Raw genomic sequence first — 25,137 nt, forward strand, 5'->3', positions numbered from 1 at the left:
GCCTGGGCCAGGCCCTGGCCCGCGCCGCGCGCCAGGCCGATCCGCGCAGCGCCCTCGACGACCTCACGCCCGGCAGCATGGCATTGCGACGCCAGATCGCGCGGCGCTACCTGGCCGACGGTCTGGCACTGTCACCGTCCGACCTGGTCATTACCAATGGCGCGCTGGAGGCACTGAACCTGTGTCTGGCCGCCGTCACGCGGCCCGGTGGCGCCGTGGTCATCGAATCGCCCTGCTTCTATGGCGCGCTGCAGGCTCTGGAGCGCATGGGGCTGTCCGCCATCGAGGTGCCCACGCATCCCGGCGAAGGCATGGACCTGGCCGCGCTGGAGACCGCCGTGCAGCGCCACCGGCCCCAGGCCATCTGGTTGATGACCAGCTTCCAGAATCCGCTGGGCAGCCTGATGCCCGAGGCGCGCAAGAAGGCCCTGGTGGAACTGGCCACGCGCCACCAGCTGCCGCTGATCGAGGACGATGTCTACGGCGAGCTGTACTTTGGCGAACACCGCCCGCCACCGGCCAAGGCCTTCGACACCGAGGGCTGGGTGCTGCACTGCGCCTCTTTCTCCAAGTGCCTGGCGCCCGGCTGGCGCGTGGGCTGGACCGCTCCGGGCCGCTTCACGCGCGCCGTGGCGCGGCAAAAGCTCACCACCACGCTGGCCACCAATGCCCCCAGCCAGCAGGCGCTGGCCGACTACCTGGAAAGCGGTGGCGTGGACCGCCACCTGCGCCGCCTGCGCCAGAGCCTGGCCCTGCAGCGGGACCACATGGCATCGGCCATTGCCCGCCACTTTCCACAAGGCACGCGGGCCACGCGGCCCGAGGGCGGCTACTTCATGTGGATAGAGCTGCCGCCGTACTGCGATGCGCTGGCCCTGCACCGCGCAGCGCTGGCGCGCGGCATCAGCGTGGCGCCGGGGCCGATCTTCTCGGCCTCGCAGGCCTTCGGCCATTGCCTGCGGCTGAACTACGGCCATGACTGGAGCGACGAGACCGGGCAGGCCCTGGCCACGCTGGGCGAGCTGGCCCGCGCAATGCAGTCCCTTCCAGCAGCAAAAGCAGCAGGGTAAGCGCCCGCTGCGCTGGCGGCACCTGCGCTGTAGCGCCTGGGCAACGCGACCCCACGCAGCTGCTGCCAGCCTGGTGCCGGCTGGATGATTCTCATTTAGACTCGCGCACCGAACCGGCATTGCCGCCATGCATGCTGACCGGTCCTTGTCTCCTGCTTCCGCCTCGCCCGCCGCCACGCGTCCTGCAGCCTGCCAGCCGACCCTTCAGCGCTGCACCATTCCCAGAGGCACAAAGGAAGTTTTCCATGGTTTCCAGCAATCACTGCGCCACGCTCACACGCTGCGCGGCCGCTGTCGCCGCCGCCCTGCTGTCGCTGCAGGCGTCGGCACAGGCACCATCGCCCACCACCACCGCACCCGAGGCCGGCCTGTCCACCATCACCGTCACGGGCAACTGGCTGGACAACCCCAGCGAGGAAAAAGTACTGGACCATGCCGGCGCGCGCACCATCGTCGAGCGGGCGCGCATCGAGGAAACCGGCTCCTCCAGCCTGCGCGACGTGCTGCGCCTGGTGCCCGGCGTGCAGGTGCAGGACAGCAACGGCACGGGCGGCAGCGATGTGTCGCTGAACATCGGCGTGCGCGGCCTGACGGCACGCCTGTCGCCGCGCTCGTATGTGCTGATGGACGGCGTGCCCGTCTCCTACGCGCCCTACGGCCAGCCCCAGCTGTCGCTGGCGCCCGTCTCGCTGGGCAACCTGGAGTCGGTGGACGTGATCCGCGGCGCGGGCTCGGTGCGCTACGGCCCCCAGAACGTGGGCGGCATCATCAACTTCGTCACGCGCGCCATTCCCAAGACCTTCGCGGCCGAGGCCTCGGTGGGCACCGAGTTCTACAGCCACGGCGGCAATGCCAAGACCACGCCCAGCCTGTTCGTGGGCGGCACCAGCGAATCCGGCCTGGGCCTGGCCCTGCTGTACTCGGGCACGCATGGCGACGGCTGGCGCGCAGGCAATGACAAGACCGATATCGACGACATCCTGCTCAAGGGCGCCTACCGCATCTCGGCCCAGGACGACATCGCCGTGTCGCTGCACCACTTCGAGGGCTCGGGCCGCATGCCCGGCGGCCTGACCACGGCGCAGTACGCGGCCAACCCGTTCCAGTCCACGCGCTCCTACGACAGCTTCGACGGCCGCCGCACCGATGCCTCGTTCAAGTACAACCACAAGGACGGGCGCAACAACTTCGAGGTGCTGGGCTACTACGTGGACTCGTTCCGCGGCAGCCACATCGAGCAGGACAACGCCAACCAGCGCCGCCTGACCGCCGCGCCGCGCAGCTACCACTACTTCGGCATCGAGCCGCGCTACTCGCGCCTGTTCGAGACCGGCTCCGTGGTGCAGGAAGTCAGCGTGGGCTACCGCTACCTCAAGGAAAGCAGCTCCGAGGTCGCGCTGCGCACCGCCTACTACAACCCCGCCACCATGGCCAACGCCATGGCCCTGCCGATCACGCCCTACCAGACCAGCCAGGGCGGCACCACGGCCCATGCCTTCTACATCGATGACCGCATCGACATCGGCAACTGGACCATCACGCCCGGCGTGCGCTACGAACGCATCAACTCCTTCAACAACGTCAGCAACCTGGGCGCCGACGGCAGCACCGTCACCAGCCAGCTGTTCCCCAAGGCCGATGCACGCGAGCTCCTGCCCACGCTGTCCGTGCTCTACCGCATGAATGCGCAGTGGTCGCTGTTCGCCAACGCGGGCAAGTCCTTCGGACCGCAGCAGTATGCGCAGCTGGCCCAGACCGAGCGCGGCCTGCATCCCGAATCGGCCAAGACCTATGAGGTGGGCACGCACTACAACAGCCCGGCGCTGAACGCCGAGCTGACGCTGTTCAACATCGACTTCGACAAGGAACTGCTGCTGACCCGCGTGGGCGTGGACGGTATCTGGACCGACCTGGGCGCCACGCGCCACCGCGGCATCGAGTCCTCGCTGCGCTACGACCTGGGCCAGTGGAATGCCGCGCTCAAGGGGCTGACGGCGGGTGTGTCCTATACCTATACCGAGGCCGTCTCGCGCGCCGGCGATTTCGCGGGGCGCGACCTGCCGCTGTACTCGCGCCACACGGGCCAGCTGTGGGCGCGCTATGCGCTGGGGCAGTGGACGCTGAATGCGGACCTGGCCGCGCAATCGAAGCAGCGCTCTCCGGGGTCGGGCACGCAGTATGTGACGCAGGAAGATGCTGCGGGGCGGCTGGGCGATATTCCCGGGTTTGCAACCGTGGGCCTGCGTGCGGGCTATGACTTTGGCAAGTCGCTGGGCAATCTGCGGATGGCCGTGGGGGTCAAGAATCTGTTTGATCGCAGGTACTACACGCGGTCTACGGACAACAACGGGGGCAAGTATGTGGGGATGCCTCGGACGTTGTATGTGCAGGGGACGTTGCCGTTCTGAGGCTGCTATTGCAGGGGCCTGAACTTTTTGGTCCCTGCCGGGGGGTTGTTTTTCGAGGCCGGGTCTCGGCCCGGCGGCCGACCTCCTTTTCTTTGATTCGTCACCGGTACGCCGGCCGAAGAAAAGGAGGCAAAAGAAAGACGACCCGAATGTCCGCGACCCCTTCGCTGCGCTGCGGGGCAACCTGCGTAAAGTAGGCAAAGAAACGCGCCCGAATGCCCGCGACCCCTTCGCTGCGCTGCGGGGCAACCTGCGTCGGGCCGCCTGCGGGGTTCGCCGCAGAACTCACTGCGCGCTGCGCGCTCCGTTCAGACAACTGCGGCGAGTCAGTTGACGAAGCAGTCCTGTCCTTCGGCAGGACTGCAACCCCGCAGGCGGCCCGACGCAGGCGCGGGCATACGGGATTGGGGGCGGGGAGATGGGGCGGGGCCGGGGGCGTCAGCCGTTCTTTTGCAGGGAGCGGATGACGCTGGAGAAGTCCAGGGCGCCGTTGCCTGCGATGGAGTGCATGGCGTACATGGCGCGGGCCATGCCGCCCAGGGGCGTGGAGGCTTTGACGGCCATGGCGTTTTCCTGGGCCAGGCCCAGGTCCTTGAGCATGAGGTCGGTGCCGAAGCCGCCTGCGTAGTTCTTGGAGGCGGGGGCGTTTTCGTGGACGCCGGGGAATGGGTTGTATTTTTCCAGGGCCCAGTTGCCGCCCGAGCTGCGGCGCATGATTTCGCTGAGGACCTTGGGGTCCAGGCCGTTGGCCACGCCCAGGGCGATGGCTTCGCTGGTGCCGATCATGAGGATGCCCAGCAGCATGTTGTTGCAGATCTTGGCGGTCTGGCCCGCGCCCACGGCGCCGGCGTGGAAGATGTTGGCGCCCATTTTTTCGAGCAGGGGGCGGGCGCGCTCCAGGTCGGCGTCGCTGCCGCCCACCATGAAGGTGAGGGTGCCTGCAATGGCGCCGCCCGTGCCGCCGGAGACGGGGGCGTCGATGAAGGCGATGCCTGCGGCTTCGGCGGCCTTGGCGACCTTTTGGCTGGTGGCGGCGGCGATGGTGGAGCTGTCGATGATGAGCGCGCCCTTGGCAACGCGCTGCAGCAGGCCGGTCGCGCCGTCACGGCCGAGGAAGAGGCCTTCCACGTGCTGGCTGGCGGGGAGCATGGAGACCACGGCTTCTGCGCCCTGCACGGCGTCTTCGGCGCTGGCGGCAATGCTCACGCCCTCTGCAGCGACCTTGGCGCAGGCGTCCTTGGAGAGGTCGAAGGCCTTGACCGTGTGGCCGGCCTTGTGCAGGTTGATGGCCATGGGGCCGCCCATGTTGCCGAGTCCGATGAATGCGATCTGCATGTGCTTGTCTCCTGTGTTGTGAAGCTTGTGGTGTGTCTCAGTGGCCGGTGTCGCCGGTGTAGTTTTCGCCGGGGTCCATGTCGCCGGTGTCCTTGTCACCGTTCGCAATGTCGGCGCCGCGTTCCTTGAGCAGGGAGCGCAGGATGCCGCGGTGGCAGCGCGCCTCCTGCTCGCAGTAGCAGCCGATGGCAAAGGCGCTGTGCTGCGAGAGGGCGGCCAGCAGGTCCAGGGTGCGGCTGGCGGCGGGTTCGGCCATTTCCTTGCGGAATTTGCGCACGAATTGCTGCCAGAGCTTGTCGGCCTCGGCCTGCTGGCCGTGGTCCTGCAGGCGGTGCGATTCGAGCGCGGTGTGCATGGTGTCGGGCTGGGGCGAGAGTTCGGGGTACCAGACGTCGTAGTAGTCGCGGCTGGCGAATTCGGCCTTGGGCACGCCGCGCGGCGGGCGGCGCACGGTGCCTATGCGCAGGCCTTCATCGGCGTGGCGGGGGCTGCCTAGCTGGACGATGCGGATGGGCATGGGGCTCTCCTGCAAAGGGGGCTTATTCGTCGCCGAAGATGGGGTGCTTGCGTGTGCGGCGCCCGGCCGGGGCGGGCGGCTCTGGCGGTGTCTTTGCGTCGGCGGGCGCGGGTTTGCTGGCCTGGGCCTTGCGCTTTTTCGGGGGAGTGGCCTTGGCGTGGGGGTTGAAGGCCAGGGCCTGGGCAATCCAGTGCTGCCACTGCTGGCGCGTGGCGTAGGCGGCGGGGCCGATGAAGAAGTAGCCGTCCATCTGGCCCTTGGACGATAGCGGGCGCAGGCCCGGCGTCTCGGCCACGGCCGCGTGCTGCGAGGGCGGCAGGCGCACCAGCAGCTCGTCGTCTTCCACGCCCAGGCACAGCTTGCCGTTGACCATGAAGACATGGCAGCCGAACATGCGCTTTTCCTGCACGTCGTCGCAGCCGGCCAAGGCTTCGCGCACGGCGTCTATGAGATGCAGCGTGGTGTCGGAGAGCGGGCGGGCGGGCATGGCGCGGACTGGATGTGGATGGATCAGCGGATCATGTCCGGCGCATCGCCTTCCAGCATGCGCCGCGCGATGATGACGCGCATGATTTCGTTCGTGCCTTCGAGGATCTGGTGCACTCGGGCATCGCGCATGAGGCGCTCCAGCGGGTATTCGCGGATGTAGCCGTAGCCGCCGTGCAGTTGCAGGGCTTCGTTGCAGACCATGAAGCCGGCATCGGTGGCAAAGCGCTTGGCCATGGCGCAGTAGGTGGAAGCGTCGCGCGCGCCGGCATCGAGCTTGGAGGCGGCCAGGCGCACCATCTGGCGCGCGGCCACGAGTTCGGTGGCCATGTCGGCCAGCCTGAACTGCAGGGCCTGGAAGCTGGCAATCGGCTTGCCGAACTGCTTGCGCTCGTGCATGTACTGCTGGGCCTGGGTGAGTGCGCCCTGGGCGGCGCCCACGGAGCAGGTGGCGATGTTGATGCGCCCGCCGTCCAGGCCCTTCATGGCGATCTTGAAGCCTTCGCCCTCGCGGCCCAGCAGGTTGTGCGCGGGAATGCGCACGTTGTCGAAGCTGATGACGCGCGTGGGCTGGCTGTTCCAGCCCATCTTCTCTTCTTTCTTGCCGTAGCTGATGCCGGGCAGGTCGGCGGGCACGGCAAAGGCGGAGATGCCGCTGGCGCCCGAGCCTGCGTCGCCCGTTCTGGCCATCAGCACCAGCATGTCGGTGCTGCCCGCGCCGCTGATGAAGGCCTTGGCGCCGTTGATGATGTATTCATGCCCCGCCAGTTCGGCCCGGGTCTTGAGCGAGCCGGCGTCCGAGCCCGCGCCGGGCTCGGTCAGGCAGTAGCTGGCCAGCTTGCGGCCGCTGGTCAGGGCCTCGCCCCATTCGGCGCGCACGGCGTCGGTGGCCCAGGTGCCCAGCATCCAGGTGGCCATGTTGTGGATGGTGATGAAGGCGGTGGTGGAGGGATCGACGGCGGCCAGTTCCTCGAAGACCATGGTGGCGTCCAGGCGCGGCAGCTGCAGGCCGCCTGCGTTCTCGGGCGCGTACAGGCCGCAAAAGCCCAGTTCGCCCGCCTTGGCGATGGCCTCGCGCGGGAAGATGGATTCACGGTCCCAGTGCGCGGCATGGGGCGCGAGTTCGGCCTGGGCAAAGGCGCGGGCCGATTCGGCAAAGGCGCGCTGGTCGTCGTTGAGTTCGAAGTCCATGGCTGGCTTGTCTCCTGCGTTGGGCTCTGGGGCCCTTGTTGTTCTGGGGGGCTTTCGATGGCTGTGGGTGCTGCGGCGGTCAGTGCTGCAGCCAGCGCTCCAGCGCCTGCATGCGCTCCTGTGTCGCGGCCGTGAGGCATTCGTGGTACAGGCGCGGGCCTTCGGGCTGGGTTTCGCTGTCGCGCGTGGCGGCCTTGCAGCGCGCCGTGCGGCCCTTGATCCAGCCGTTCTGGTCGTGGCGCAGGCCCGTGCGCTTGCCCTGGGGCAGTTGCTGCATGACGTCCAGGTAGCGGATGTTGAGCGCGGTGTCGGCCTCCTGGAAGGCCTGGACCGCGCAGGCATTGCGGCTGGCGGCGGCGGTGGAGGCCGGGTCGCAGGCTGCACCGGCCTGCGCGTGAAGGGTCAGGGGCAGGGCGGCCAGGGCGGTGAGCAAGGCGGCACCCAGGCTCCGGGAGAGGGAGGCGGTCATTGGAAAACGCATGCCGCCATCATCCCAGAGCCGGGGCCTGCCCCGGATCAGTCCAGGCCCGCCCACCCGTGCATCAGCGCAGGCTGATGGTGGTGTTCACGCCCTGGCTGGTGGTGCTGTCGTCGAACCAGCGCGCCGTGACGGTCTTGGTCTGCGTGTAGAACAGCACGACCTGCTTGCCGTAGGGGCCCAGGTCGCCCAGCTTGGAGGCGCGGCTGCCCGTGAAGGAGAACAGCGGAACCGGCACGGGAATCGGCACGTTGATGCCGACCTGGCCCACGTCGATGTCTTCCTGGAACTTGCGCGCCGCAGCGCCCGACTGCGTGAAGATGGCCGTGCCGTTGCCGTTGGGGTTGGCGTTGATGAACTCGATGGCCTCGTCCAGGCTGTCGGCAGCCGCCAGGCACAGCACGGGGCCGAAGATTTCCTGGTCATATACGCTCATGCCGGGCTTGACGCCGCTGAACACGGTGGGGCCGACGAAGTTGCCCTTGTCGTAGCCGGCCACCTGGGGCTTGCGGCCGTCCAGTTCCAGCTTGGCGCCGTCGGCCAGGCCGCGTTCGATCAGGCTTTCCACACGCGACAGCGCCGCGCAGGACACCAGCGGGCCCACGTCGGTACCGGGCTCGGTGCCACCGCTGACCTTGAGGGTCTTGGACTTTTCCACCAGCTCGGGAATCCACTTCTGTGCATCGCCCACCAGCACGGCCACCGACAGCGCCATGCAGCGCTGGCCTGCCGCGCCGAAGGCTGCGCCCAGCAGGGCGTTGAGCGTTTGCTCCTTGTTGGCGTCAGGCATGACGATGGCGTGGTTCTTGGCACCCATCATGCATTGCACGCGCTTGCCGGCCAGGCTGGCGCGGTTGTAGACATGGGTGCCGACCTTGGTGGAGCCCACGAAGCTGATGGCCTTGATGTCGGGGTGGTCGCAGATGGCGTTGACCACGTCCTCGCCGCCGTGCACCACGTTCAGCACGCCGGGCGGAATGCCGGCTTCCAGGGCCAGTTCGCACAGGCGCATGGTGACCATGGGGTCCTGCTCGGATGGCTTGAGCACGAAGGTGTTGCCCGTGGCAATGGCCATGGGGAACATCCACAGCGGAATCATGGCCGGGAAGTTGAAGGGGGTGATGCCCGCGCACACGCCCAGGGGCTGCAGCACGGAATAGGTGTCCACGCCGTTGGCCACGTTGTTGGCCAGCTCGCCCAGCTGCAGCGAGCCGATGTTGGCCGCATGCTCCACCACTTCCAGGCCGCGGAAGACATCGCCCTCCGCGTCAGGCAGGGTCTTGCCCTGTTCGGCGGTCAGCAGCGCGGCCAGCTCCTTCATGTTCTCGCGGATCAGCTGCTGCAGCTTCAGGAAGATGCGGGCGCGCTGGCCAATGGGGGTCTTGCGCCAGGTCTTGAAGGCTTCCTTGGCGTTGGCGACGGCGGCGTTGACCTCGTCGGGCGTGGCAAAGGGCACGCGGGCCAGCACTTCCTGCGTGGCCGGGTTGACCACATCGCGCCATTGGGTGCTTTGGGATTCGACCAGCTTGCCGTTGATCAGCAGCTTGACCGTGGGCGCCAAAACCTTGGCGGACGTGGATGCATTCATGGCTTGTCTCCTGTTGCGGTGGTGTCAGCCCGGCATGCCGTGCGCCGGGCGTTCATCGCATGGTAGCTGTGCGGTTTTTCGCAAGCAATGGAGATGTTTGCAGTATGCGTGTGCGTTTTTGCACATCGGCATGCCAACTCGGCCACGCCAAAAAACATGGCCTGCGGTGTTCGCAGGCCATGCGGGTTCAGGGCTTGAAGGCTCAGTCCGTACCGGTGGCCGGCAGGCGGTCGTCTGCAGCGGGGCTGGAGTGGTGTACGGCGCGGGCGGCGGGCTTGTGCAGCGGCTCCAGCTTCACGCGGGCGCTGGCGCCCAGGCCGGACTCCAGCTTGGTCAGCAGGCGCAAAAGCTCCTGCAGTTCCTCGTCTTCCAGCGGAGAGACCAGGCGGTGATAGGCCTGGTCCACCAGCGGCACGCTGGCGGCCAGCAGGGCCCGGCCCTTTTCGGTGAGCGTGAGCTGGTGCTGGCGGCGGTCACGCGTGCTCAGCGCGCGGTGCACGTACTCGCGCTCTTCCTGAAGGGAGGTGAGATAAAGAAAGAAGGAGAGATGAGATATTTGGGATTTGGTGGCACGCAGGCGGGATGAAGTGGCACAGGGTTTTGCAATTCATTTGCACACCTGGAAACTGGTCAGGCTTGGTCCAGCCACACCGAAATGATGTCCAGCACCGCCTGCGCATCCTCATCGGCCAACGTGCCCGCATCAGGTTCACCGAACACCATGCCCCGCCGCGCCATGTGCTTCGTGCCCCACTCATGGTAGACGGCGACAGGGTCCCCAAATCCGACCCGCACACTGTTTGCATCGGCTGAATGGTTCAGGCTCGCCAGCATATCGCCGTAGCGGTCGAGCAGGCGCCGATTGCCATCCTCCGGGTATGACTCACGGGTAGCCGGCTCCCACGGCGCCCAGCTATTGCCCCATGGGTCCGTGCGGCTCTCGAATCTTGCGCTGATGCGCCCCTCCATCTCCATGCCGATGCCCTGCATCACCGGCGTCAGGTCACTGAGCCGCTGCCGGACCTGCGCCAGATAGTCCACAAAAGCCCGGTCATCAATGCGAACGTCCAGCATTGCTACTCCTTGCCCAGGCCGGCGCGCCGGGCGGCCGAGGCCAGATCGGGAGATGCTGCCCGCAGCTTGGCGTCGACCTGGCCCTGCAGCGCCTGCTTGCGCGCCTGGCCGGGGTTGTAGGCAAACCCGGGATCGATCCCCAGCGGCACTTCCTGCACTTCGCCGGAACGGGGGTTGACGTACTCGTGCATACGGACCTCGGGGGCCTGCTTGTTGAGCGGCTTGCGCACCGCTGGGGCGTCCGAGTCGTATTCGGCACCGGGCCTCTCCAGGGTGTAGCCCTTGTCGTAGTCGCGCTGGCTCATGGACATCACCCGGCAGCGGCAGCGCCACCCGTTGGGCGGCCAGTGGGTGCGCCAGAATGGATCATCAACGGGCAGCACCAGGTTGTCCCAGGCCCGGTGGCTGGCCCGCACGCGCTCGTCGCGGCGCGTGATGTACCGCACATAGGGATGGGTGCGCTTGGACCGCTCCATGCGCTCCCATAACCCTGTGGCATAGGCTTGGCGCGTGTTTGTGTCGTAGATCAGCTTCAGGCGGGCCGGATCGAAACGGGTGCGCTTGATTTCCCCGTCGAGCGGGTCTTTCACGGCCTTGATACCCCACCAGCCCGCGCGTGTGAGCAATTCTTCAACGTCGCGCATGAAGTCTCGGCGGCTCAGATTGCCTTGCACCGACTCGACAATGGCGTCGTAGACCCCCTGCAGGAGATCCAGCCGAGCCAAGCGGCTGATGGTGAACTGCACGCTGTGCTCATCCTCCCAGACGTCCTGCCAGGCGTACGAGCGGGCCAACTTGCCCCGGCCTTGTAGCCAGGCCACCGCCTCGGCCGGCGTGAGCTTGTGGAGTTCTGCAAAATCGCTGGCTGCGCTCATGGCTTACTCATTTGGAATGCCAGCATCTGCAGCCAACCGGGCTGCAAACGCCACGCGTGTCAATGAAGCGGCCATCGGATCGGCGTCCATTGCTGCCAGAACCTCGGGCAGCCGGGCCAGCAGCTCACCCGCCGTCTGGCCTCGGGCGGCGGCGTCGGCAAGCAACGCACGCAGGGGCGCGACCAGCGGGTCCATGACTGGCTGCCACTGCGCCTGCTCCTGGTCGATCAGCGCGTCGAGCGCATCGGGTGCGTTCGGTTTTGCTGTCGGCTCCGCAAAGTTGCTCGGTGCCATGGGCGGCAGGCCATTGCCTGGCGGGATGTTGGCTGCAGGCGTACTGATGGGAGGTGGGCTGGCTGCCTTTTTGCTCCAGCCTTCGCCGTACTTGGCCCTGACCGTGTTCTCGTCCAGCTCGAAGCCCATGTCGGAGACGATCTTGTCGGCTTCGGCCTGGGCCTTGGTGTCTTCCTCTTCCTTGATCTGGCGGGACACCTGGCAGGGCTCCAAGCCGTTGTACTCGCAGATCCAGGCGATGAGCGTTTCATTGAGCGTTTCGGACAGCAGATCGCTGTCGGCCTGGGTCAAGTCCTGGCGCACGTTCTGGCGCTCCTTGCTGGCCGCAGCGAGCGCACCTCCACCCGAGCGCGCGGGCTCCTGGCCCGTCAGCACCTCGCTGATCCAGTCGTCCATGTACTCGCACAGCTGCTGCTGCGTGGTCACGTTGCCGCTGAGCTTGCTTTCCAGCAGCGCGATCTCCATGCCTTCGGGCGTCATCAGATACCCGTCGTTGCTCATGGCTCGCAGCGCGTCGGCCAGCGTGCCCTTTTCCTTCGGGCTGGCCTGGCGAGGGTACTTGCCATGCGGCGTGGGCGAGCCGAAGCGGTCGCACAGCTTGTTCCAGGCGACGATACCCTTGCGCTTGAAGAACACGGGCCAGAAGAGCTGCAGGCCCAGGCCAGTGCCGTAGGGGTTGTCGTCCTCGGGGTTGACGCGGTGGACGATGAACTTGCGCTCAGGGACGGGCAAGCCAGTCAGCATGTTCTCGCGCGTGAGCAGTTGCAGCCGGGGTGGGCTGTGCTCGTCGTCCTGGACATAGACAAAGCGCCGCTGGGCGCGCTTGACGACACGCGCGGGCACGACCAGGTCGTCGCGGATGGTCCAGATGATCTCGGCGATGGCGTGCCCAGCCAGCAGCGCCTCGAGGAGATCCGCACACAGCTTGTCAAAGGCAAAGCCCTTGAGGATGGTGGTGAGGGTCTCGGCGTCCTGAGTGGCTTTGGCGTTGTCCTTGACGCGCGGCTCCACCTGCCAGGCCTTGCCGATCAAGGACAACTGGCGTTTTTGCAGACCGGAGAACACTTTGCCGTCGCGGCGCAGGTCGCGGTACAGCTCGACACCGCCATTGCCCCGCTCCAGCAGCAGAGGGTCATTGGTGCACAACACCCCCATGTAGTTCTGCTCGAAGGGGTCGCGCAGGCGGTTGGCGAACTCGGTATTGAGCTCTGCGGCCGGCACTGTGGCCAAGGGCTGGACCGAGGTTGATTGCCGGTTGCGGCGGTTTCTAGCCATAGATGAAATCTCCCAGCGGCTGGCTGCCATCACGCGGGCCGCCGCTCATGAATTCGATGGGGGCGGATGGATTGCTGCCCGCGTGCAGGGCCAGCGCGAGCGCCCAAAAGCGGTCGGCGTGGCCGTTGACCTTGGTGCTGTCGTCGCCATCTGCGACAAAGCGAATGTTCCCGGCCGCAGTGGTGGTCTTCTGGATCTTGCGCAGGTCGGCGCGGATCTTCGGGTCTTCGGGGATGCGGATCTTGCGATCCTCCATGGCGCCCTTGAGCGGGTAGGCCAAGGCTTCCTTGACCTGGCCGGTGAAGCTCACCCCTTCGACGCGGTGCTCGCCGAACTTATCCTGTGCATCGTCGGTCCATCCGATGCCCAGGCCCGTGGAGTCGATGCAGATGCGGTCGCAGATCTCGAACCAGGGCCAAAGAATCTTTTCCTGGTCGCTCTTGCGCATCTTCTCCATGACCTCGACGTGCCGCGTGTAGAACACGTCGCCCAGCTGCTCGACCACCCACAGCACGGTCAAGTCCTTCTTGCGGCCAATGTCCACGCCAGCGAACAAACGGCCCTGGAACGGCCCCTGCAGGCCGCGTCGCCAGTCGGTACCACCCGGGTACTCACACGCCGTGATCAGCCCGTACTCCAGAAACTTGGCGTCGTCGTCAGCCGGGATGCACATGTACTCCTGGTCGAACGATTCCGCATCTGCTGCGCCTGACTTGGTGAAGTCGAAGTACTCGGCCTCGTCCATGTCCTGCTGCTCGGCATCGGCGGGCAAGGCCTGCTGCAGCTTGAAGAGAAAGCCTTGGTCCAGCGCATCCTGCAGGGTGACCCGGTGCAGGCTGATTTTCTTGGGATTGCCGCCGTGGCGGGCCTCGCGCACCAGCTGGTTGAAAAAGCTGTACGAGCCCCGGTGCGTGCTGATCAGTTCCATGCTGCCGCCCCAGGTGATGCCTGGATAGGCGATGGCCCACATCTTGCGCTGCTCACGGTGCAGCGCGAACTCATCCAGAACGCGGCTGCCTCGCTTGCCAGCCTGGGCATCCGGGTTGCTGGACATGCTGTGGATGCGTCGGCCGCTGGCGAACTGCAGCACATAGGCGCTGAGCTTCTTGTCGGCATCGAGCACGACTTCGCCCATGTCCTGCGCGGCCATTCCCATGATGCCGGCCCACAGCTTGCAGTCTTCAATGAACAGCCGTGCCTGGATGTCGTCGCGGCTGCTGACCCATTCGTCAAATCGCGCGCCCTGAGCAGCCGCGCGCTCGTCCGCACCATAGGCCGTGGACCAACTGATGCCGATCTGCCGCGACTTCTCCATGAGCTTGATGCGGGAGCCATCCTTGATCCATTCCGCCTGAAACGGCAGGAAAATGGCTTCGCGGTCGCGGGGGATGCACTTGGCTCGGCCCTTGAGCTTCATACGATCCCCAATGCTTCGCGGATCTTGGCCTTGGTGTCGGCAGTGACGCCGCCCTTGTTGGGCATTGCATCCAACGCGGCCTTCTGCTCTGCCAGCAGCTGTAGCCGCTCCTCCTCACGCGCCTTGCGCAAGAGCAGCTCCATGTTGATGTTTTCCCGCTTGGTGCCGCTCAGGTCTTTGAGCGCCCGCGCCATCACATGCACTTCCTTTGGCGTGGTGGCTTCAGCCTCGGCCATATCGTCCAGAGTGCGGTGCGCAATGGCCTCCAGCATCTGCGGCAGCAGCCGGCCCACATCGCCGTCCGGCTCTTTTCCGAATTCTTCCACCCAGGCGCGCGCCATGGTCTGGGCCTTGACCATCTGCCTCATGCTCTCGCGCTCGGACTTCACATAGCGCGCCGTGGCAGAACGCGAAACGTCGGCACCCAACGCCTTCAGCGCCTCGGTGATCTCGTTGATGGTGCGCCCCCTGCGAATGAGAGCATGAACCTCCTGCAGAATGGCATCGTCCTGCATTGCCACAGTGGACTTGCGCGCCATGGCTCAACCCGCCCGAGGGCGCTTGACGCCCGGCACCTCGACCCGACCGCGCGCCGTGTCCTCGCCACGGCCCATCAGCTTGGCAATGCGCACGCCTGCGACTTCGTCCACGGCAATCAAGCCCTGCTCTTTGAGCCATGCCAGATCCGTCTGGATGCGGTCGGCCGAGACCACATGGCCCAGCCGCTCCACCATGGAGTGCAGCAGGTACTCGTTGGCCGTGTAGCCCGCGCTCTCCAGCAGCACGCGCAGGATCACCAGGCGCCGGTCCTCGGCCAGATGAGTTGCAAAATCGTTCATGGTCTATTTCTTCAGCAGATAGTCTTCAATCCGGTTCAGGGAAATGCGCACGGTGGTCATGTCGCGCTGGATGGCCTCCTGAGTCGCCTGCATGGCCTGCATGTCGCCCTGCAGCTCGGACAACTGCTGCGGCGTCGGCATGTACTTCACCTGGGTTTCCAGCTTGTCAGTGCGGCTGAGCAGCGCCGCCATCTGCTTGCCCATGGCCTCCTCCACGGCCTTTATGTGCACCGTGTTGTCCTTGTCGCGGGTGGCGATCCAGGTGTAGATGGCTGTCGCTACGGGCAGCAGCACCCCGGCGATGATTTGCAGCCCCAGGCTGATTTCCTCTTTCATCGACCGCCCTCCAGCACCCGCACCAGGTCGGCATGCAACGCGGCGCACTGCCCGTAGAGGCCATACATGTCCATCAGAGCAGCGGCCACGTCGTCGGCCTCACCGCTGGAGAGAATTGGAGGCACCGGGCATGGCTGCATTGCTGCTGCCGGAACCACTGCCGAAGGTTGCTGCAGCGGCGCGGTCGCGCGCGGCGCCGAGCTGGCGCACGCTGTCATCATCAAAGCGGCAGCCAGCACGGGCAGCAGCCGAAAGCTTGAGCGCATTACGAAACTCCTTGGAAAAACGCTGGTCCTGCACAACGCGGGCGGCCATGGTCTCGCGCAGGCCTGCGCTGGCGGTGTTGGCTTGGTCGATCAGATCGCGCTGCGATGTGATGAGGCCGGTGAGCTCCTGCACAGCGGCTGCATCCTGACGAGCCGCCTCGGCTGCCAGGCCCGCGACATGGCCGCGTCGATAGCCCACGACGCCGGCCGCAGCGGTCAGCAGCAGCCCGGCGAGCACGATGGAAAGAGCAAGCGCTGGCCGGTTCATAGTCCCGGTCCCCATTGCAGATAGTGCGGCTGCAGCACGACCAGGATGCGGTGGGGATAGCCGAGGTTCTCGTGGCAGTGCAGCACGGCGCGACGAGCCTTGCCGCATGCCGCATCCACCTGGTCGCGCGTCGGCCTGGTCAGCCCCGTGGTTGCCGCCTCTGCGCGCCAGTGGCCCTCCCCGCCGTTGTAGCCCCGCAGAGCCACCCACATGCGGTCGCGTGCCGAATAGTGGGCCGGCGCACGCTGGAACAGGTGGCGGTCATACAGGACCAATGCGCGCAGCGCCCATGCGGGATTGAAGGGCTGGTTGTCGCGCAACTGCGCATCAGTCGTGGAGATCCAGCGCGAGGTGGCGGGCATGAACTGGGCCAGGCCTGCAGCACCCACGCGTGAGACGGCATCGGGCCGCCATCCGCTCTCTTGGTGCACCTGCGCGGCAAACACCGCAATGGGGGCATCGAGGCCCCAGACCGCATGCGCCGTGCGTGTCAGCAATGCCCGATGCTGCTGAGCGGCAGGCGGGATCTGGGCTTGGGCTGGGTCCATTACCAGCGATGCCAGACATGCAGCCGCAACCAGCCACCACACCCAGGAAGGAACTCGGCTGCCCCGGCGCATCACAGCCCCATGGCCACGCCCAGCACCACGGCCGCAACGACCAGGGCGCGGCGCAGCATTGCAGCCGAGAACACCCGCGTGTAGGCAGGCACCACGGGATGGTCCACATCGCCTTCGGGCTCGGTCGAGCCCAGGCGCCAATCACGCACCAGGTAGCTATCGGGGCGCGCATAGGGGAACAGCGCCCTGTCGAGCCAATAGCCCAGCACCGCCGCCAGCGAGATCAGCGATGCCTTGTAAAGGGCCACTGGCAATTGCTGCGGTGAGATCAGCGCAATCAACGCCAATAGCAGCGCCGCAGAAAGCAGCCAAAGAGAATTGCGCGGAGCGCGCAGCCAAAGGGGGATGGAGTCGCGTAGTTTCATGCCCGGCATGGTGCCGCGCGCGCGCGAGGCGCTTTCAATGAAACGCTTCAATTACTGCGATGGGGAGCGAGACATCACCATGGGCGGACCATGAACTGACAGCTCCAATTGCAATGCATGACTCATCTATACCGCGCGGGCTCTGCGACAGTATTTCTGCAGAAACCCCTATGAGTGAACGAGCACCCGTTTCGCCTGATATGCGCCGGGCACTTGCAGTGCTACTTCAGCGCTGGGACCAGCAAATAAAAAAACGCATGGAGAACGCGCAGCAGGAAGATTCGGAGACAGGCCGACGCCTTATCGAGTGCGGCGCAATATGCATCTACAACTGTGCGATGGAACTCAGGGGCACGCTAGAAGGGCAAGCCGGGCAACCCCTTGGTGATCTCGGACTTGAGGTAATCGAGCAGGACGCTGAAGGTCCATGACCCCGTTGGTTTGATCACCGAATCCTTGGCCTTGTGCCAAAGCGTGTCATTGCTGACGGCATCGGCAAACTCATGTCCTGCCCAGGTAAGCCGCCACACCAGCGCAGCTGTGGCTCGTTGCTGCACCACCTGAATCGCCGCGCCCACCAATCCGGCTTCGTCCAGCAAGCGCACATGCTCTGCGAATACCTCGGGGGCCACACCGTCTAGGCTACGCACGGGCGTTGTTCCGTCTCGGGCCGCCAAAACGATGCGGCGGATGAAGTCCATGTCACGCTTCATTCGAGATTCCCCCGTCGCTGCGATTGAGCCGCGCACCCTCTCTATAGCCCGCGCTCCAAGCGACCCACAGCGCGTCCTCGATGTAGGCAAACATTCCTGCTGCGTCATTCGTCAAAGGCTGCGCCGGTAGCCCGCCAGGCTGACGTAGCCAGCGCTTGAAAGCAATGTATTGCTGAGCCTCTGGATCAAGTTGGTCTGCGGTGTTTTTAGCCATGTCATTTCCCAGGGTTTGATTGACCGCGACGCTTAAGCAGGCGCGCGAGAGATAAGCATCAACACCGATGCATTAGCTATTTGCAGGCCTGCATCGCCTTGATCGCTTTCCAGCGCTCGGCTCGCTCCAGGTCAGAGAGCGTCATGCTTGAGGCCGACGTGATTGCGCTGTTGATCTCATGTTGGGTAGGGCAAGGTCCAGACATGCGCGGATTGGGCATACCGATTGGTGCACCAGGTCGATGCTGGAACGACTCCACGATGCCGTTGCGGGTGTACACAAGCCAAGTTTCGCTCGGACGCTCGTAAATCACTTGCTCCCGCGTGGTCCCGTTGTAGTTGTCTGCATTGACTTTCGTTGCCAGCCCCATCGCTTTTTCAAGCTGTGCCACCGTCATGCCCACCATCGGCTTATGAGTCCTTATCGCTTCTGACAGTGCGTTACTTTGCTTGAGGCGATCAAGTGCCGCTTGACTCTCGGCAGTTGAAGTACCCCCGGCCGCTCCACTTGCAGGACGCACGTCAATCTTTGCGCCTTCACCAAGGCATGGTGCATCTTGAAAGATGACTTTGCCGTCAGACCCTTTGCATTTGTTGACCGCCCAAGCGGGCGCGGCTATCAACAAAATTACCAAGATTGCAGCATGCTTTACCATTATTTCCTCCTGGAAACGGACAATTTTGTCCACTCTCCAAACTGTCATTTTTCGTATGTGGCGACCAATCCTGCTTGCCTTCAAATTCAGGCGCGAACCAGCAGAATCACCAGCGACGTCAATGCGGAATCGAGAATTTATTGAATCTCTTCTTTCATTTATTTCGCGGCAGGTGTCTTAGGTGGATGCTTCACGTTTCGCGGGTCTCGCAGAACGACGTCTAGGTATCGGTTAAGTCGATACAGCTGTTCGGGCTTCAGATGTATGACCATCCGAGTGCCGAACTGGTCTTCCATGAAGTTCAAGACTGCTATCCGATCACGCAGTTGTCCCATACGGCGTAGCACCGCCGACTGCTCCGCAGCGCTGGGTGCGCTGATTGGAGGCGCAGCTTCTGGCACGGTCCCTTGAGTTTGAATGATGGTTATGTGCTGCGTGTGGTGTGTCACGCTACTCACCACATCGCCTTGTGCACTTCCTACCTGCATGTTGCCCGAGCCCAATTCGGACATCCTTTGGCGTGGTAGCAGTTTCGCCAGCAGCGCCAACACTCCCTCCAGCATCAACCTGTCTCCTATGGTTTCGATTTCTTAATGCGCACGTTAGCGCTGTGCCCGACTTGAACGTTGTTGTTGCCCAAGTTGGACATCACCATGCTGCCTGGCATTGATGAGGGCGAGGTTTGAGGAGCAAGACCAGCGGCGAAAAGCGCTGCAGTCTGGATGAGGTTTTGCCGCGCTTCTGGGGCACAAAGCCGGAAACCGTTGAGCAGCTTGCGCTCGTCGTCAGGTTGCTCCCCAACGGTTTCCTGGTGCTTGCCGGTTAGCACGTAGAGGACATCCACACCCTGCGCAGCTAGAGCAGCCAACTGGAAGCCATCTGGCGCTGTACGCCCTGACTCCCATGAAAACAGCGTCTGCTTCGTTGTACCTGCCAGCGCGGCGAAAGCGGGCTGGCTCATCCCTAAGCGGGTTCTCTCCTCCCGCAGGCGGTCTCCGATGGTCATGAAAATTTTCCCAAATTGCTTGCAAGGGAAAGTTTTCTTTCCCATAATTGAGTCCACACAGCAAATTGCTGTTGTCACCTAAACAAGTTGAGTCAAAGGGTAACAGACGATGCACCCCGAACAGATCAAAGCAGCCATTCGTATGTGCGGCACAACGCCCACGGCTATAGCCGAAGAGTTGGAAGTCTCCCGTTCCATGGTTTCCCACGTGATCAATGGGCATGCGAAATCTGAGCGCATTGCCAAGAAGATCTCTGATGTCACCGGAATGACGGTAGAGGCTATGTGGCCGAGCTCTGGGCAGCCTACCTTGCGCCGCAAGCGCGAGCCGGCAATAGCGTCGCGTCACACGAGCACTTCTGTATGAGCCGGTCTACTGATTACACAAATGCCGCTCAGCAGCGCGTGCTACGGCTCATTAATTTGCTTGCCGGTCATGAACTGCAGGGTTTGGCCCCTACCGCGATTTCACGCTCCATGGGCTGTTCCACCAGCGTTGTGACTCGGGACATGGCAAATCTGCACACCGCAGGCTGGGCTGAGCGCACGCCCGATGGCGACCGCTGGCGCCTGAGTCCCCACGTGGTCCAGATATCGCTGCGCCATGCCGCCGCCATCCGCGCCGGTGAGCAGAACCTCCAAGACGTGGTGCAGCGCTTCAGCCGCACCTGACCCCCTGAATTGATAGGAAGAATCAACATGAGCAATGCCGGGCGCAAACCCATAGCCGCAGCGACCCTGCGCGACGCAGGTGTGATCGAAGGCGCGCTGCAAACCGCAACCCATGCCGCAGACCAGTTCCAGGCCATCCAGGCTGGCTATAGCGAAGAGCGCGACCTGCTGAACCAGTTGCTGGGGCAGGCGCAGATGGCCGATGCCTTCGCCAATTTTTCGCTGACGGTCAGCACTTCCAAGCTTGCGCACGTCAAGGAAACCAAGCTGTACAAGGCGCTGAAGGGGCAAAAAACTGCTGACGGTCAGCGGTTTATGTCAGGCACTTGGGAGGAGTTTTGTGGACTGCTCGGGCGTTCTCACCAGCAGGTAGATGAAGACCTTCGGAACCTCAAATCCCTTGGCGAAGAAGCCCTCGAATCCATGTCACGCATGGGCATTGGCTACCGCGAGATGCGGCAGTACCGCAAGCTGCCCGAGGACCAGAAGCTGGCCCTGGTCGAAGCGGCCAAGGCGGGCGACAAGGAATCGTTCGTCGACCTGGCCGAAGAGATCATCGCGCGCCACGCCAAGGAGAAAGAAGCCCTCACGGCCCAGGTGCAGGAGGCCCAGGAGACCATTGAGGCCAAGGACCGCGTGCTGGAGTCCAAGGCCGAGATGATCACGCGCCTAGAGGAGCAGACCACCAAGAAGTTCAAGCCGCGCAAGGGCAGCGAAGCCCGTAGCCTGGAAGAAGAAGCCCTGGAAACCGAGATCCGGGAAGCCTCCGCCGCGTCACTGATCGCCCTCCGCCGGGTGTTCAAGGTGGCCGACGCAGCCATCGAAGGCGCAGCGCGCGATGCCATGCAGGTGATGGCTCGCCAATCGGTGGAGATGCTCTGCCAGCAGTTGGTCGATATCTCCGCCGAGTTCGGTATTACCGTCAACTTCGAGGAGCGCCTGAAGCCGGTCTGGATGTCTGCCGAGGCGATAGAGGCGATGGCCGCGCGCCAGGCCGAGCGCGAATCTGCAGGGCAGTGAGGCTGGGCCATGGACGCTATCCGTACGGAAGTCATCAACCAGGCTGCGCGAGAGTGCGCAGAGGCCCCTTGGGGTCAGGGCGCTGTCATCGTGCAGCGCGCAGCCAAGCTGCTCAACCTCTCCACGCAGCGCACGCAAACGCTGATCTCCAAAGCGGCCCAGCAACTGAGGCTGAACAAGCCCCGTAAGCGCCGCGCTGACGCGGGCGAGTCGGCCATCAGCGATGCCGAGCTGGAGATCATTGCCGGAACCATGCTGCTCGACCGCCGCGCTGGCAAATGGATGATCCCCTTGGAGGAAACCATCCAGATGCTGTATGCCGGTGGCAAGCTCAGCGCCTGCCTGTCGGCCAGCCACGTGGGCCGGCTGCTGCGCGCCAAGGGGATGCACCCGGAGCAACTGGCGGCGCCCATATCGCACGTGCGCATGCGCACCGAGCACATCAATGCCGTCTGGCAAATCGATGCCTCGGTGTGCGTGCTCTACAAGACGCCCAAGGGCGAATTGCAGCTGCTGGAGGTCGACGGCGTCCACTACAAGAACAAGCCCGACAACCTGGTCCAGGTCATGGACCAGCTGCTGGTGCGTTTTGTGGGGGTGGAGCACGCCAGCGGCTCCATCGGGATGCGCTTTTACACAGGAGGCGCCACGGCCGAGAACGCGCTGGACTTCCTGATGTGGCTCATGACGCAGCGCACCGATGCGGCCGGCACGCCCATGCCGTTCCATGGCGTGCCCTTCACGCTCTACACCGACCAGGGCGGGGAATTCAAGAACGGTGCCTTCCGCAATTTCTGCAGTGCCATGGAGATTCGCCATCAGATGCATGCGCCCCGCAACAGCCGGGCCACGGGCTCGGTGGAGGTGGCGCAAAACATCTCGGAGCGTGGCTTTGAATCGCGCCTGCGGTTTCTCGACCCTGCCACGATCACCGTGGCGCGCATGAACGCGATGGCCGAGTTGTGGATGCACAGCCGCAACGGCACCAAGAAGCACAGCCGCCATGGCATGTTTCCCTATGCAGCCTGGAGCACCATCGCCAGCGAGCACCTGCGTATTGCCCCCTCCATGGAGATCATGCGCGAGCTGCCGGTGAGCCTGGCGCAAACGCGCACGGTGACCGGCGAGCGTCGCGTGAGCTTTGCACTGAAAAAGCAGCCCAGCCGCGACTACGACCTGCGCTATGTGCCTGGTGTGTCCTCGGGCGACAAGGTGCTGGTCGCGGTCAACCCCTTTGCCGCGCCCGCCGTGCGCGTGGGCGTGACCGACCTGGAGACGGGCGAGATCGTCTGGCATGAGGTGCCGCCAGTGGAGGAAGGCTGGATGGGATACGACGCCAGCGCCCCGGTGCTGGGCAAGGACGAATACCGGGCCTTGCCGGCCTCACCCGCCGACGAGCGCCGCGCCCGCATCGCTGCCAAAGCCTATGGCCGAAACGGCCAGGACGCTACGCCTGCCGAGGTCAAGGACGCTGTCAAGGCCAAGGTCGCCCCCTACCAGGGGCAGTTCGACCCCTTTGCCGACATCAAGGCCAATGCCGCAACGCTGCCGCAGTTCCTACAGCGCACGGGCGTGCAGCACGCAGCTGCAGCCCCCTCGGTCGAGGCTGCGCGGGTGTCGGTGGCGGAGGCCTGCAAGCGCGCCCGCCTGGCACTGGGCGATCTGTACGACCCCAGCACCTACACCTGGCTGACCGAGCGATACGGCAGTGCCGGCGTGCCCGAGGACGTGATCAAGGGCCTGGTGGCCGCGCGCCGCGATCAGGACGAACATCAGGGCAGCGACCAGGACGGCAGCCCGACCCCGCGCATGGGTGGCCTGCGTGCAGTGGGAGGTGGTGCATGAGCCATGTGAACCACATGACCCCCTTGGCCACGCTCTTGAGCAATCTGGAACTGACCCAAGGCCACCTGTCCCGAGGCACGGGCATCAGCCGCTCGGCCGTGCACCGCCTGGTGGTCGATGGCAAGTGGCCGGCGCGTGCCGCTGCGGCAGCCCGCAAGAAGGTCCTGGCCTTCCTGCTGGCGTGCGGTGTCACGCCTGACCAGGTGGAGGCTGCGCTGGCAGCCCCCGCAAAGAAGTTGGCCCCGGTCGTTAGAGCGACCGAGGCCGTCCCCGAAGAAGCAACCACGCATAACCCCGAGGAGGATGCAATGCTACAGCCGAAGCAAACCCTGACTGAATCTGCACGCAAGAAGTTCGGTTTGTTCGTCAACCCCTTCGCTGGCGAAGTCACCAGCGACGAGGAGATGTTCACCAACGGCGAGATCCGTTTTGTGCAGGAGGCTGCCTGGCAGGCTGCCATCGGCGCGCGCATGGTCGCCATCATCGGCGAGTCCGGTGCGGGCAAGACCACCATGCTGGACGATCTCAAGGAGAAGATCACCCGCCAGCACAAGCCCATCGTCTGCATCGAACCCTCGGTCGAGGGCATGGAGGACAACGACCACCGGGGCAAGAGCATGAAGTCGGCCGACATCCAGGCTGCCATCGTCTACACGCTGGACCACCAGGCGACCGTCGCCCTGGGCGCCGAGAAGCGCTCGCGCCAGGTGTACCGGATGCTGGAGGAATCCACGACCTCGGGCCGCTCGCACCTGCTCATCATCGAAGAGGCGCACGCGCTGCCGGTGCCCACGCTCAACCACCTCAAGCGCCTGCACGAGAAGATGCGCATGGGGCGCCGCCCCATGCTGGGCATCCTGCTGCTGGGCCATCCCGAGCTGGAAAAGAAGCTCAGCCGCTACGATGTGCGCGAGGTCATGCAGCGCACGGAAATCGCCCGCCTGCGCCCCCTGGAGGCTGACCTTGGCGCCTACCTGCAGGTGCGCGTGCAGCGCGTCGGCCGCAAGCTCGAGGAGCTGATCACGCCCGATGGCGTCGATGAGCTGCGCAGCCGCATGACGGTCAATGCCGGCGACCGCTCGGGCTTCAAGAGCCTGCTGTACCCCCTGAACGTGAACAACTGGATGATCGCCGCGCTCAACACAGCCGCCGAGCTGGGCGCGCCCCGCGTGGACCGCGATGTCATCCGTGCCGTCTGAGGAACGCACGTCATGAAGAAGTACCTGGTCCTGATCGCTCTGAGCGATGGCACGCGCGCCGTGATGCACGGCCTGTTTGCCAATGATTGGTCTGCCATCGACATGGGCCTGTCCATGTTCGAAGGCGCCGTGTCGGCCGTGCCGCGCCGGGAGGTCATGTGATGGCCCGCCGCAAGCATCCCCTGGTTTCCCTGGTGCTGTGGCTGGCCGTCGCCCTGATGGCCGCGCTGTGCGCTCTGGTCTTCGTGGTCGCCCGCCAGACACCACCCCCTGATTTCAACGCCGTGTTCCTGGACGGTCTCGCACAGGGCAACGCCATGTGCAAGGAGCAATGAAATGGCCCGCAAATCCAACATGAGTGCGGAGAGCGCCGCCATCGTGGCGTACCTGCGCAAGAACGGCCCGCAGACCCGCCAGAAGCTGAGCGAGGTCGTGCCCACCGACACCCCGGGTGGCCTGGTCAAGCGGTTGTCCAACCTGCGCGCCAATGGTTGGGTACAGACCGAGGAGGCCGACGGCATGCCCGTCCTGTACGCCATCAAGCCGTGCGTGCGTGGCCTGTTCCCCGAGCTGGATGCGCGCCCGAGCAAGGTCTCGCGCTCCCCGGCAAAGGATGGCCCCCCGGCCGCTCCTGCCGCACCCGCGCTGGAGCTGGTGTCTGCGCCTATGCCTGTCGAGCGGTTCACCCCTGGCCCCATGGTCCTTCCTGCCATCCCCCGAATGGGCACATCCCGTCCTGGTGCGCTGGCGTTCCTGGCTTGCCCTAGCCGGGGCGTCCGTTGCTGATTCAACTGGTAGCTGCAATGCCCAACACCAACACCCAGAAACCGAACCTGACGCCGCAGGAGCACCACGCGCTGGAATGCGCGCTCATTCAGGAGCTTCTTGAAACCCTGCAGAAGGAACCCCGACGCACAACGGTGGTGCTGTCGAGCTTGTTCCTGCTGATCAGGGGCTTTTCTCGGCAGCTGCCGCCCGAAGGCGTGGCCGATGTGGCGTTCCTTGCCGGATCGCTTGCAGGCGAGCTGCTGGAGAGCTCCGCGAAGGCTTCGCCGAGCTTCGCTGACCACATCCCCGCTTCCAGGACAACCCACTGACCTGGACTGCAAAT

33 protein-coding genes are annotated in these 25,137 nt (G+C 64.8%); 11 read left to right on the top strand and 22 right to left on the bottom strand.

Features of this window, described 5'->3' with window-relative positions; translation table 11 throughout:
* Both L995_RS26395 and L995_RS26400 read left to right on the top strand, forming a co-directional pair.
* A partial coding sequence (locus tag L995_RS26395) for an aminotransferase-like domain-containing protein (RefSeq protein ID WP_047474294.1) occupies positions 1-1,070 on the top strand: 1,070 nt, incomplete at its 5' end.
* A 245-nt stretch (positions 1,071-1,315) separates the two neighbouring features.
* On the top strand, positions 1,316-3,478 hold the full coding sequence (locus L995_RS26400; RefSeq protein ID WP_047474297.1) for a TonB-dependent receptor family protein: 2,163 nt from the start codon (positions 1,316-1,318) through the stop codon (positions 3,476-3,478).
* A gap of 438 nt (positions 3,479-3,916) precedes the next feature.
* On the opposite strand, the gene mmsB is transcribed toward L995_RS26400, so the two are convergent.
* The 22 genes from mmsB to L995_RS26500 all read right to left on the bottom strand — a co-directional run bounded on the left by mmsB (position 3,917) and on the right by L995_RS26500 (position 19,290).
* On the bottom strand, positions 3,917-4,813 hold the full coding sequence (gene mmsB, locus L995_RS26405) for a 3-hydroxyisobutyrate dehydrogenase (RefSeq protein ID WP_047474299.1): 897 nt from the start codon (positions 4,811-4,813) through the stop codon (positions 3,917-3,919).
* 37 nt (positions 4,814-4,850) lie between these two features.
* The gene (locus L995_RS26410) at positions 4,851-5,330 is read right to left on the bottom strand and encodes a DUF488 domain-containing protein (protein ID WP_047474301.1); all 480 of its coding nucleotides are present in this window, start codon (positions 5,328-5,330) and stop codon (positions 4,851-4,853) included.
* A 22-nt stretch (positions 5,331-5,352) separates the two neighbouring features.
* The gene (locus L995_RS26415) at positions 5,353-5,817 is read right to left on the bottom strand and encodes a TfoX/Sxy family protein (RefSeq protein ID WP_047474303.1); all 465 of its coding nucleotides are present in this window, start codon (positions 5,815-5,817) and stop codon (positions 5,353-5,355) included.
* Between the two features lie 23 nt (positions 5,818-5,840).
* Positions 5,841-7,007, bottom strand: a complete 1,167-nt coding sequence (locus L995_RS26420; RefSeq protein WP_047474305.1) for an acyl-CoA dehydrogenase family protein — start codon at positions 7,005-7,007, stop codon at positions 5,841-5,843.
* Between the two features lie 79 nt (positions 7,008-7,086).
* A complete protein-coding gene (locus tag L995_RS26425) occupies positions 7,087-7,488 on the bottom strand; it encodes a lysozyme inhibitor LprI family protein (protein ID WP_052195871.1) in 402 nt (133 codons plus the stop codon).
* 61 nt (positions 7,489-7,549) lie between these two features.
* Positions 7,550-9,073: a CoA-acylating methylmalonate-semialdehyde dehydrogenase gene (locus L995_RS26430; protein WP_012205523.1), complete on the bottom strand. Its 1,524-nt coding sequence runs from the start codon at positions 9,071-9,073 to the stop codon at positions 7,550-7,552.
* A gap of 202 nt (positions 9,074-9,275) precedes the next feature.
* On the bottom strand, positions 9,276-9,572 hold the full coding sequence (locus L995_RS26435; RefSeq protein WP_231574537.1) for a hypothetical protein: 297 nt from the start codon (positions 9,570-9,572) through the stop codon (positions 9,276-9,278).
* A gap of 131 nt (positions 9,573-9,703) precedes the next feature.
* Positions 9,704-10,147: a phage virion morphogenesis protein gene (locus L995_RS26440; protein ID WP_016446717.1), complete on the bottom strand. Its 444-nt coding sequence runs from the start codon at positions 10,145-10,147 to the stop codon at positions 9,704-9,706.
* A gap of 2 nt (positions 10,148-10,149) precedes the next feature.
* On the bottom strand, positions 10,150-11,022 hold the full coding sequence (locus L995_RS26445) for a phage head morphogenesis protein (protein WP_016446716.1): 873 nt from the start codon (positions 11,020-11,022) through the stop codon (positions 10,150-10,152).
* A gap of 3 nt (positions 11,023-11,025) precedes the next feature.
* Entirely contained in the window at positions 11,026-12,537 is a 1,512-nt protein-coding gene (locus tag L995_RS26450) for a DUF935 domain-containing protein (protein WP_231574539.1), read from the bottom strand.
* A gap of 46 nt (positions 12,538-12,583) precedes the next feature.
* Positions 12,584-14,008, bottom strand: a complete 1,425-nt coding sequence (locus L995_RS26455; protein ID WP_016446714.1) for a phage terminase large subunit family protein — start codon at positions 14,006-14,008, stop codon at positions 12,584-12,586.
* Complete coding sequence (locus L995_RS26460; protein ID WP_016446713.1) at positions 14,005-14,547, bottom strand: phage protein Gp27 family protein; 543 nt, start codon at positions 14,545-14,547, stop codon at positions 14,005-14,007. The genes L995_RS26455 and L995_RS26460 overlap by 4 nt, the downstream gene beginning before the upstream one ends.
* Before the next feature lie 3 nt (positions 14,548-14,550).
* Positions 14,551-14,847 (bottom strand): VpaChn25_0724 family phage protein, encoded by a 297-nt coding sequence (locus tag L995_RS26465; RefSeq protein WP_016446712.1) that lies wholly within the window; start codon positions 14,845-14,847, stop codon positions 14,551-14,553.
* A gap of 3 nt (positions 14,848-14,850) precedes the next feature.
* A complete protein-coding gene (locus tag L995_RS26470; RefSeq protein WP_016446711.1) occupies positions 14,851-15,183 on the bottom strand; it encodes a DUF2730 family protein in 333 nt (110 codons plus the stop codon).
* A complete protein-coding gene (locus L995_RS34740; RefSeq protein WP_262985015.1) occupies positions 15,180-15,308 on the bottom strand; it encodes a hypothetical protein in 129 nt (42 codons plus the stop codon). Before L995_RS34740 ends, L995_RS26470 begins: the two co-directional genes overlap by 4 nt.
* On the bottom strand, positions 15,283-15,687 hold the full coding sequence (locus L995_RS31505) for a hypothetical protein (RefSeq protein ID WP_052195872.1): 405 nt from the start codon (positions 15,685-15,687) through the stop codon (positions 15,283-15,285). The genes L995_RS34740 and L995_RS31505 overlap by 26 nt, the downstream gene beginning before the upstream one ends.
* A gap of 26 nt (positions 15,688-15,713) precedes the next feature.
* Positions 15,714-16,265, bottom strand: a complete 552-nt coding sequence (locus L995_RS26480; protein ID WP_016446709.1) for a transglycosylase SLT domain-containing protein — start codon at positions 16,263-16,265, stop codon at positions 15,714-15,716.
* A 71-nt stretch (positions 16,266-16,336) separates the two neighbouring features.
* Positions 16,337-16,711, bottom strand: coding sequence for a putative holin (locus L995_RS26485; RefSeq protein ID WP_016446708.1), 375 nt, complete (start codon positions 16,709-16,711; stop codon positions 16,337-16,339).
* 347 nt (positions 16,712-17,058) lie between these two features.
* Positions 17,059-17,403 carry a DUF2513 domain-containing protein gene (locus L995_RS26490; RefSeq protein ID WP_231574538.1) on the bottom strand — a complete coding sequence of 115 codons (345 nt, stop codon included), beginning with the start codon at positions 17,401-17,403 and terminating at the stop codon, positions 17,059-17,061.
* Between the two features lies 1 nt (position 17,404).
* A complete protein-coding gene (locus L995_RS33510) occupies positions 17,405-17,629 on the bottom strand; it encodes a hypothetical protein (RefSeq protein ID WP_133073428.1) in 225 nt (74 codons plus the stop codon).
* Between the two features lie 76 nt (positions 17,630-17,705).
* Positions 17,706-18,317, bottom strand: a complete 612-nt coding sequence (locus L995_RS34030) for a hypothetical protein (protein ID WP_197065193.1) — start codon at positions 18,315-18,317, stop codon at positions 17,706-17,708.
* 541 nt (positions 18,318-18,858) lie between these two features.
* On the bottom strand, positions 18,859-19,290 hold the full coding sequence (locus L995_RS26500) for a helix-turn-helix domain-containing protein (protein WP_016446704.1): 432 nt from the start codon (positions 19,288-19,290) through the stop codon (positions 18,859-18,861).
* A gap of 109 nt (positions 19,291-19,399) precedes the next feature.
* Between L995_RS26500 and L995_RS34935 the strand changes: the two genes are divergently transcribed.
* The 9 genes from L995_RS34935 (at position 19,400) to L995_RS26525 (ending at position 25,123) form a co-directional block, all read left to right on the top strand.
* Positions 19,400-19,657 carry a helix-turn-helix domain-containing protein gene (locus L995_RS34935; RefSeq protein WP_080650103.1) on the top strand — a complete coding sequence of 86 codons (258 nt, stop codon included), beginning with the start codon at positions 19,400-19,402 and terminating at the stop codon, positions 19,655-19,657.
* A 143-nt stretch (positions 19,658-19,800) separates the two neighbouring features.
* Positions 19,801-19,962, top strand: a complete 162-nt coding sequence (locus L995_RS33515; protein WP_156136141.1) for a hypothetical protein — start codon at positions 19,801-19,803, stop codon at positions 19,960-19,962.
* Positions 19,963-19,989: 27 nt separating this feature from the next.
* Positions 19,990-20,982, top strand: a complete 993-nt coding sequence (locus L995_RS34035; protein WP_016446702.1) for a hypothetical protein — start codon at positions 19,990-19,992, stop codon at positions 20,980-20,982.
* Between the two features lie 9 nt (positions 20,983-20,991).
* Positions 20,992-22,827: an integrase catalytic domain-containing protein gene (locus L995_RS26510; RefSeq protein ID WP_016446701.1), complete on the top strand. Its 1,836-nt coding sequence runs from the start codon at positions 20,992-20,994 to the stop codon at positions 22,825-22,827.
* Positions 22,824-24,026, top strand: a complete 1,203-nt coding sequence (locus L995_RS26515; protein WP_016446700.1) for an ExeA family protein — start codon at positions 22,824-22,826, stop codon at positions 24,024-24,026. The genes L995_RS26510 and L995_RS26515 overlap by 4 nt, the downstream gene beginning before the upstream one ends.
* 12 nt (positions 24,027-24,038) lie before the next feature.
* Complete coding sequence (locus L995_RS33525; protein WP_016446699.1) at positions 24,039-24,188, top strand: hypothetical protein; 150 nt, start codon at positions 24,039-24,041, stop codon at positions 24,186-24,188.
* The gene (locus L995_RS33530) at positions 24,188-24,361 is read left to right on the top strand and encodes a hypothetical protein (RefSeq protein WP_016446698.1); all 174 of its coding nucleotides are present in this window, start codon (positions 24,188-24,190) and stop codon (positions 24,359-24,361) included. Before L995_RS33525 ends, L995_RS33530 begins: the two co-directional genes overlap by 1 nt.
* Before the next feature lies 1 nt (position 24,362).
* Complete coding sequence (locus tag L995_RS26520; protein WP_016446697.1) at positions 24,363-24,812, top strand: hypothetical protein; 450 nt, start codon at positions 24,363-24,365, stop codon at positions 24,810-24,812.
* Between the two features lie 17 nt (positions 24,813-24,829).
* The gene (locus tag L995_RS26525) at positions 24,830-25,123 is read left to right on the top strand and encodes a hypothetical protein (RefSeq protein WP_016446696.1); all 294 of its coding nucleotides are present in this window, start codon (positions 24,830-24,832) and stop codon (positions 25,121-25,123) included.
* Positions 25,124-25,137 lie beyond the last annotated feature (14 nt).

It is taken from the genome of Delftia sp. ZNC0008 (assembly GCF_000799035.1).
GTDB lineage: Bacteria > Pseudomonadota > Gammaproteobacteria > Burkholderiales > Burkholderiaceae_C > Comamonas > Comamonas tsuruhatensis.

Excerpts from the sequence above, each read along its gene's own strand:
- L995_RS34035 (WP_016446702.1), top strand. The coding sequence starts at position 19,990 with ATGAGCAATGCCGGGCGCAAACCCATAGCCGCAGCGACCCTGCGCGAC.
- L995_RS26460 (WP_016446713.1), bottom strand. The coding sequence starts at position 14,547 with ATGGCGCGCAAGTCCACTGTGGCAATGCAGGACGATGCCATTCTGCAG.
- L995_RS26430 (WP_012205523.1), bottom strand. The coding sequence starts at position 9,073 with ATGAATGCATCCACGTCCGCCAAGGTTTTGGCGCCCACGGTCAAGCTG.
- L995_RS33525 (WP_016446699.1), top strand. The coding sequence starts at position 24,039 with ATGAAGAAGTACCTGGTCCTGATCGCTCTGAGCGATGGCACGCGCGCC.
- L995_RS26500 (WP_016446704.1), bottom strand. The coding sequence starts at position 19,290 with ATGACCATCGGAGACCGCCTGCGGGAGGAGAGAACCCGCTTAGGGATG.
- L995_RS34935 (WP_080650103.1), top strand. The coding sequence starts at position 19,400 with ATGCACCCCGAACAGATCAAAGCAGCCATTCGTATGTGCGGCACAACG.
- L995_RS26400 (WP_047474297.1), top strand. The coding sequence starts at position 1,316 with ATGGTTTCCAGCAATCACTGCGCCACGCTCACACGCTGCGCGGCCGCT.
- L995_RS26525 (WP_016446696.1), top strand. The coding sequence starts at position 24,830 with ATGCCCAACACCAACACCCAGAAACCGAACCTGACGCCGCAGGAGCAC.
- L995_RS26410 (WP_047474301.1), bottom strand. The coding sequence starts at position 5,330 with ATGCCCATCCGCATCGTCCAGCTAGGCAGCCCCCGCCACGCCGATGAA.
- L995_RS26520 (WP_016446697.1), top strand. The coding sequence starts at position 24,363 with ATGGCCCGCAAATCCAACATGAGTGCGGAGAGCGCCGCCATCGTGGCG.
- L995_RS26420 (WP_047474305.1), bottom strand. The coding sequence starts at position 7,007 with ATGGACTTCGAACTCAACGACGACCAGCGCGCCTTTGCCGAATCGGCC.
- L995_RS26455 (WP_016446714.1), bottom strand. The coding sequence starts at position 14,008 with ATGAAGCTCAAGGGCCGAGCCAAGTGCATCCCCCGCGACCGCGAAGCC.
- L995_RS26515 (WP_016446700.1), top strand. The coding sequence starts at position 22,824 with ATGAGCCATGTGAACCACATGACCCCCTTGGCCACGCTCTTGAGCAAT.
- L995_RS26415 (WP_047474303.1), bottom strand. The coding sequence starts at position 5,817 with ATGCCCGCCCGCCCGCTCTCCGACACCACGCTGCATCTCATAGACGCC.
- L995_RS26490 (WP_231574538.1), bottom strand. The coding sequence starts at position 17,403 with ATGGACTTCATCCGCCGCATCGTTTTGGCGGCCCGAGACGGAACAACG.
- L995_RS33530 (WP_016446698.1), top strand. The coding sequence starts at position 24,188 with ATGGCCCGCCGCAAGCATCCCCTGGTTTCCCTGGTGCTGTGGCTGGCC.
- L995_RS26425 (WP_052195871.1), bottom strand. The coding sequence starts at position 7,488 with ATGCGTTTTCCAATGACCGCCTCCCTCTCCCGGAGCCTGGGTGCCGCC.
- L995_RS26440 (WP_016446717.1), bottom strand. The coding sequence starts at position 10,147 with ATGCTGGACGTTCGCATTGATGACCGGGCTTTTGTGGACTATCTGGCG.
- L995_RS33515 (WP_156136141.1), top strand. The coding sequence starts at position 19,801 with ATGGCAAATCTGCACACCGCAGGCTGGGCTGAGCGCACGCCCGATGGC.
- L995_RS26480 (WP_016446709.1), bottom strand. The coding sequence starts at position 16,265 with ATGGACCCAGCCCAAGCCCAGATCCCGCCTGCCGCTCAGCAGCATCGG.
- L995_RS26445 (WP_016446716.1), bottom strand. The coding sequence starts at position 11,022 with ATGAGCGCAGCCAGCGATTTTGCAGAACTCCACAAGCTCACGCCGGCC.
- L995_RS33510 (WP_133073428.1), bottom strand. The coding sequence starts at position 17,629 with ATGGCTAAAAACACCGCAGACCAACTTGATCCAGAGGCTCAGCAATAC.
- L995_RS26470 (WP_016446711.1), bottom strand. The coding sequence starts at position 15,183 with ATGAAAGAGGAAATCAGCCTGGGGCTGCAAATCATCGCCGGGGTGCTG.
- L995_RS26485 (WP_016446708.1), bottom strand. The coding sequence starts at position 16,711 with ATGCCGGGCATGAAACTACGCGACTCCATCCCCCTTTGGCTGCGCGCT.
- L995_RS26510 (WP_016446701.1), top strand. The coding sequence starts at position 20,992 with ATGGACGCTATCCGTACGGAAGTCATCAACCAGGCTGCGCGAGAGTGC.
- mmsB (WP_047474299.1), bottom strand. The coding sequence starts at position 4,813 with ATGCAGATCGCATTCATCGGACTCGGCAACATGGGCGGCCCCATGGCC.
- L995_RS26465 (WP_016446712.1), bottom strand. The coding sequence starts at position 14,847 with ATGAACGATTTTGCAACTCATCTGGCCGAGGACCGGCGCCTGGTGATC.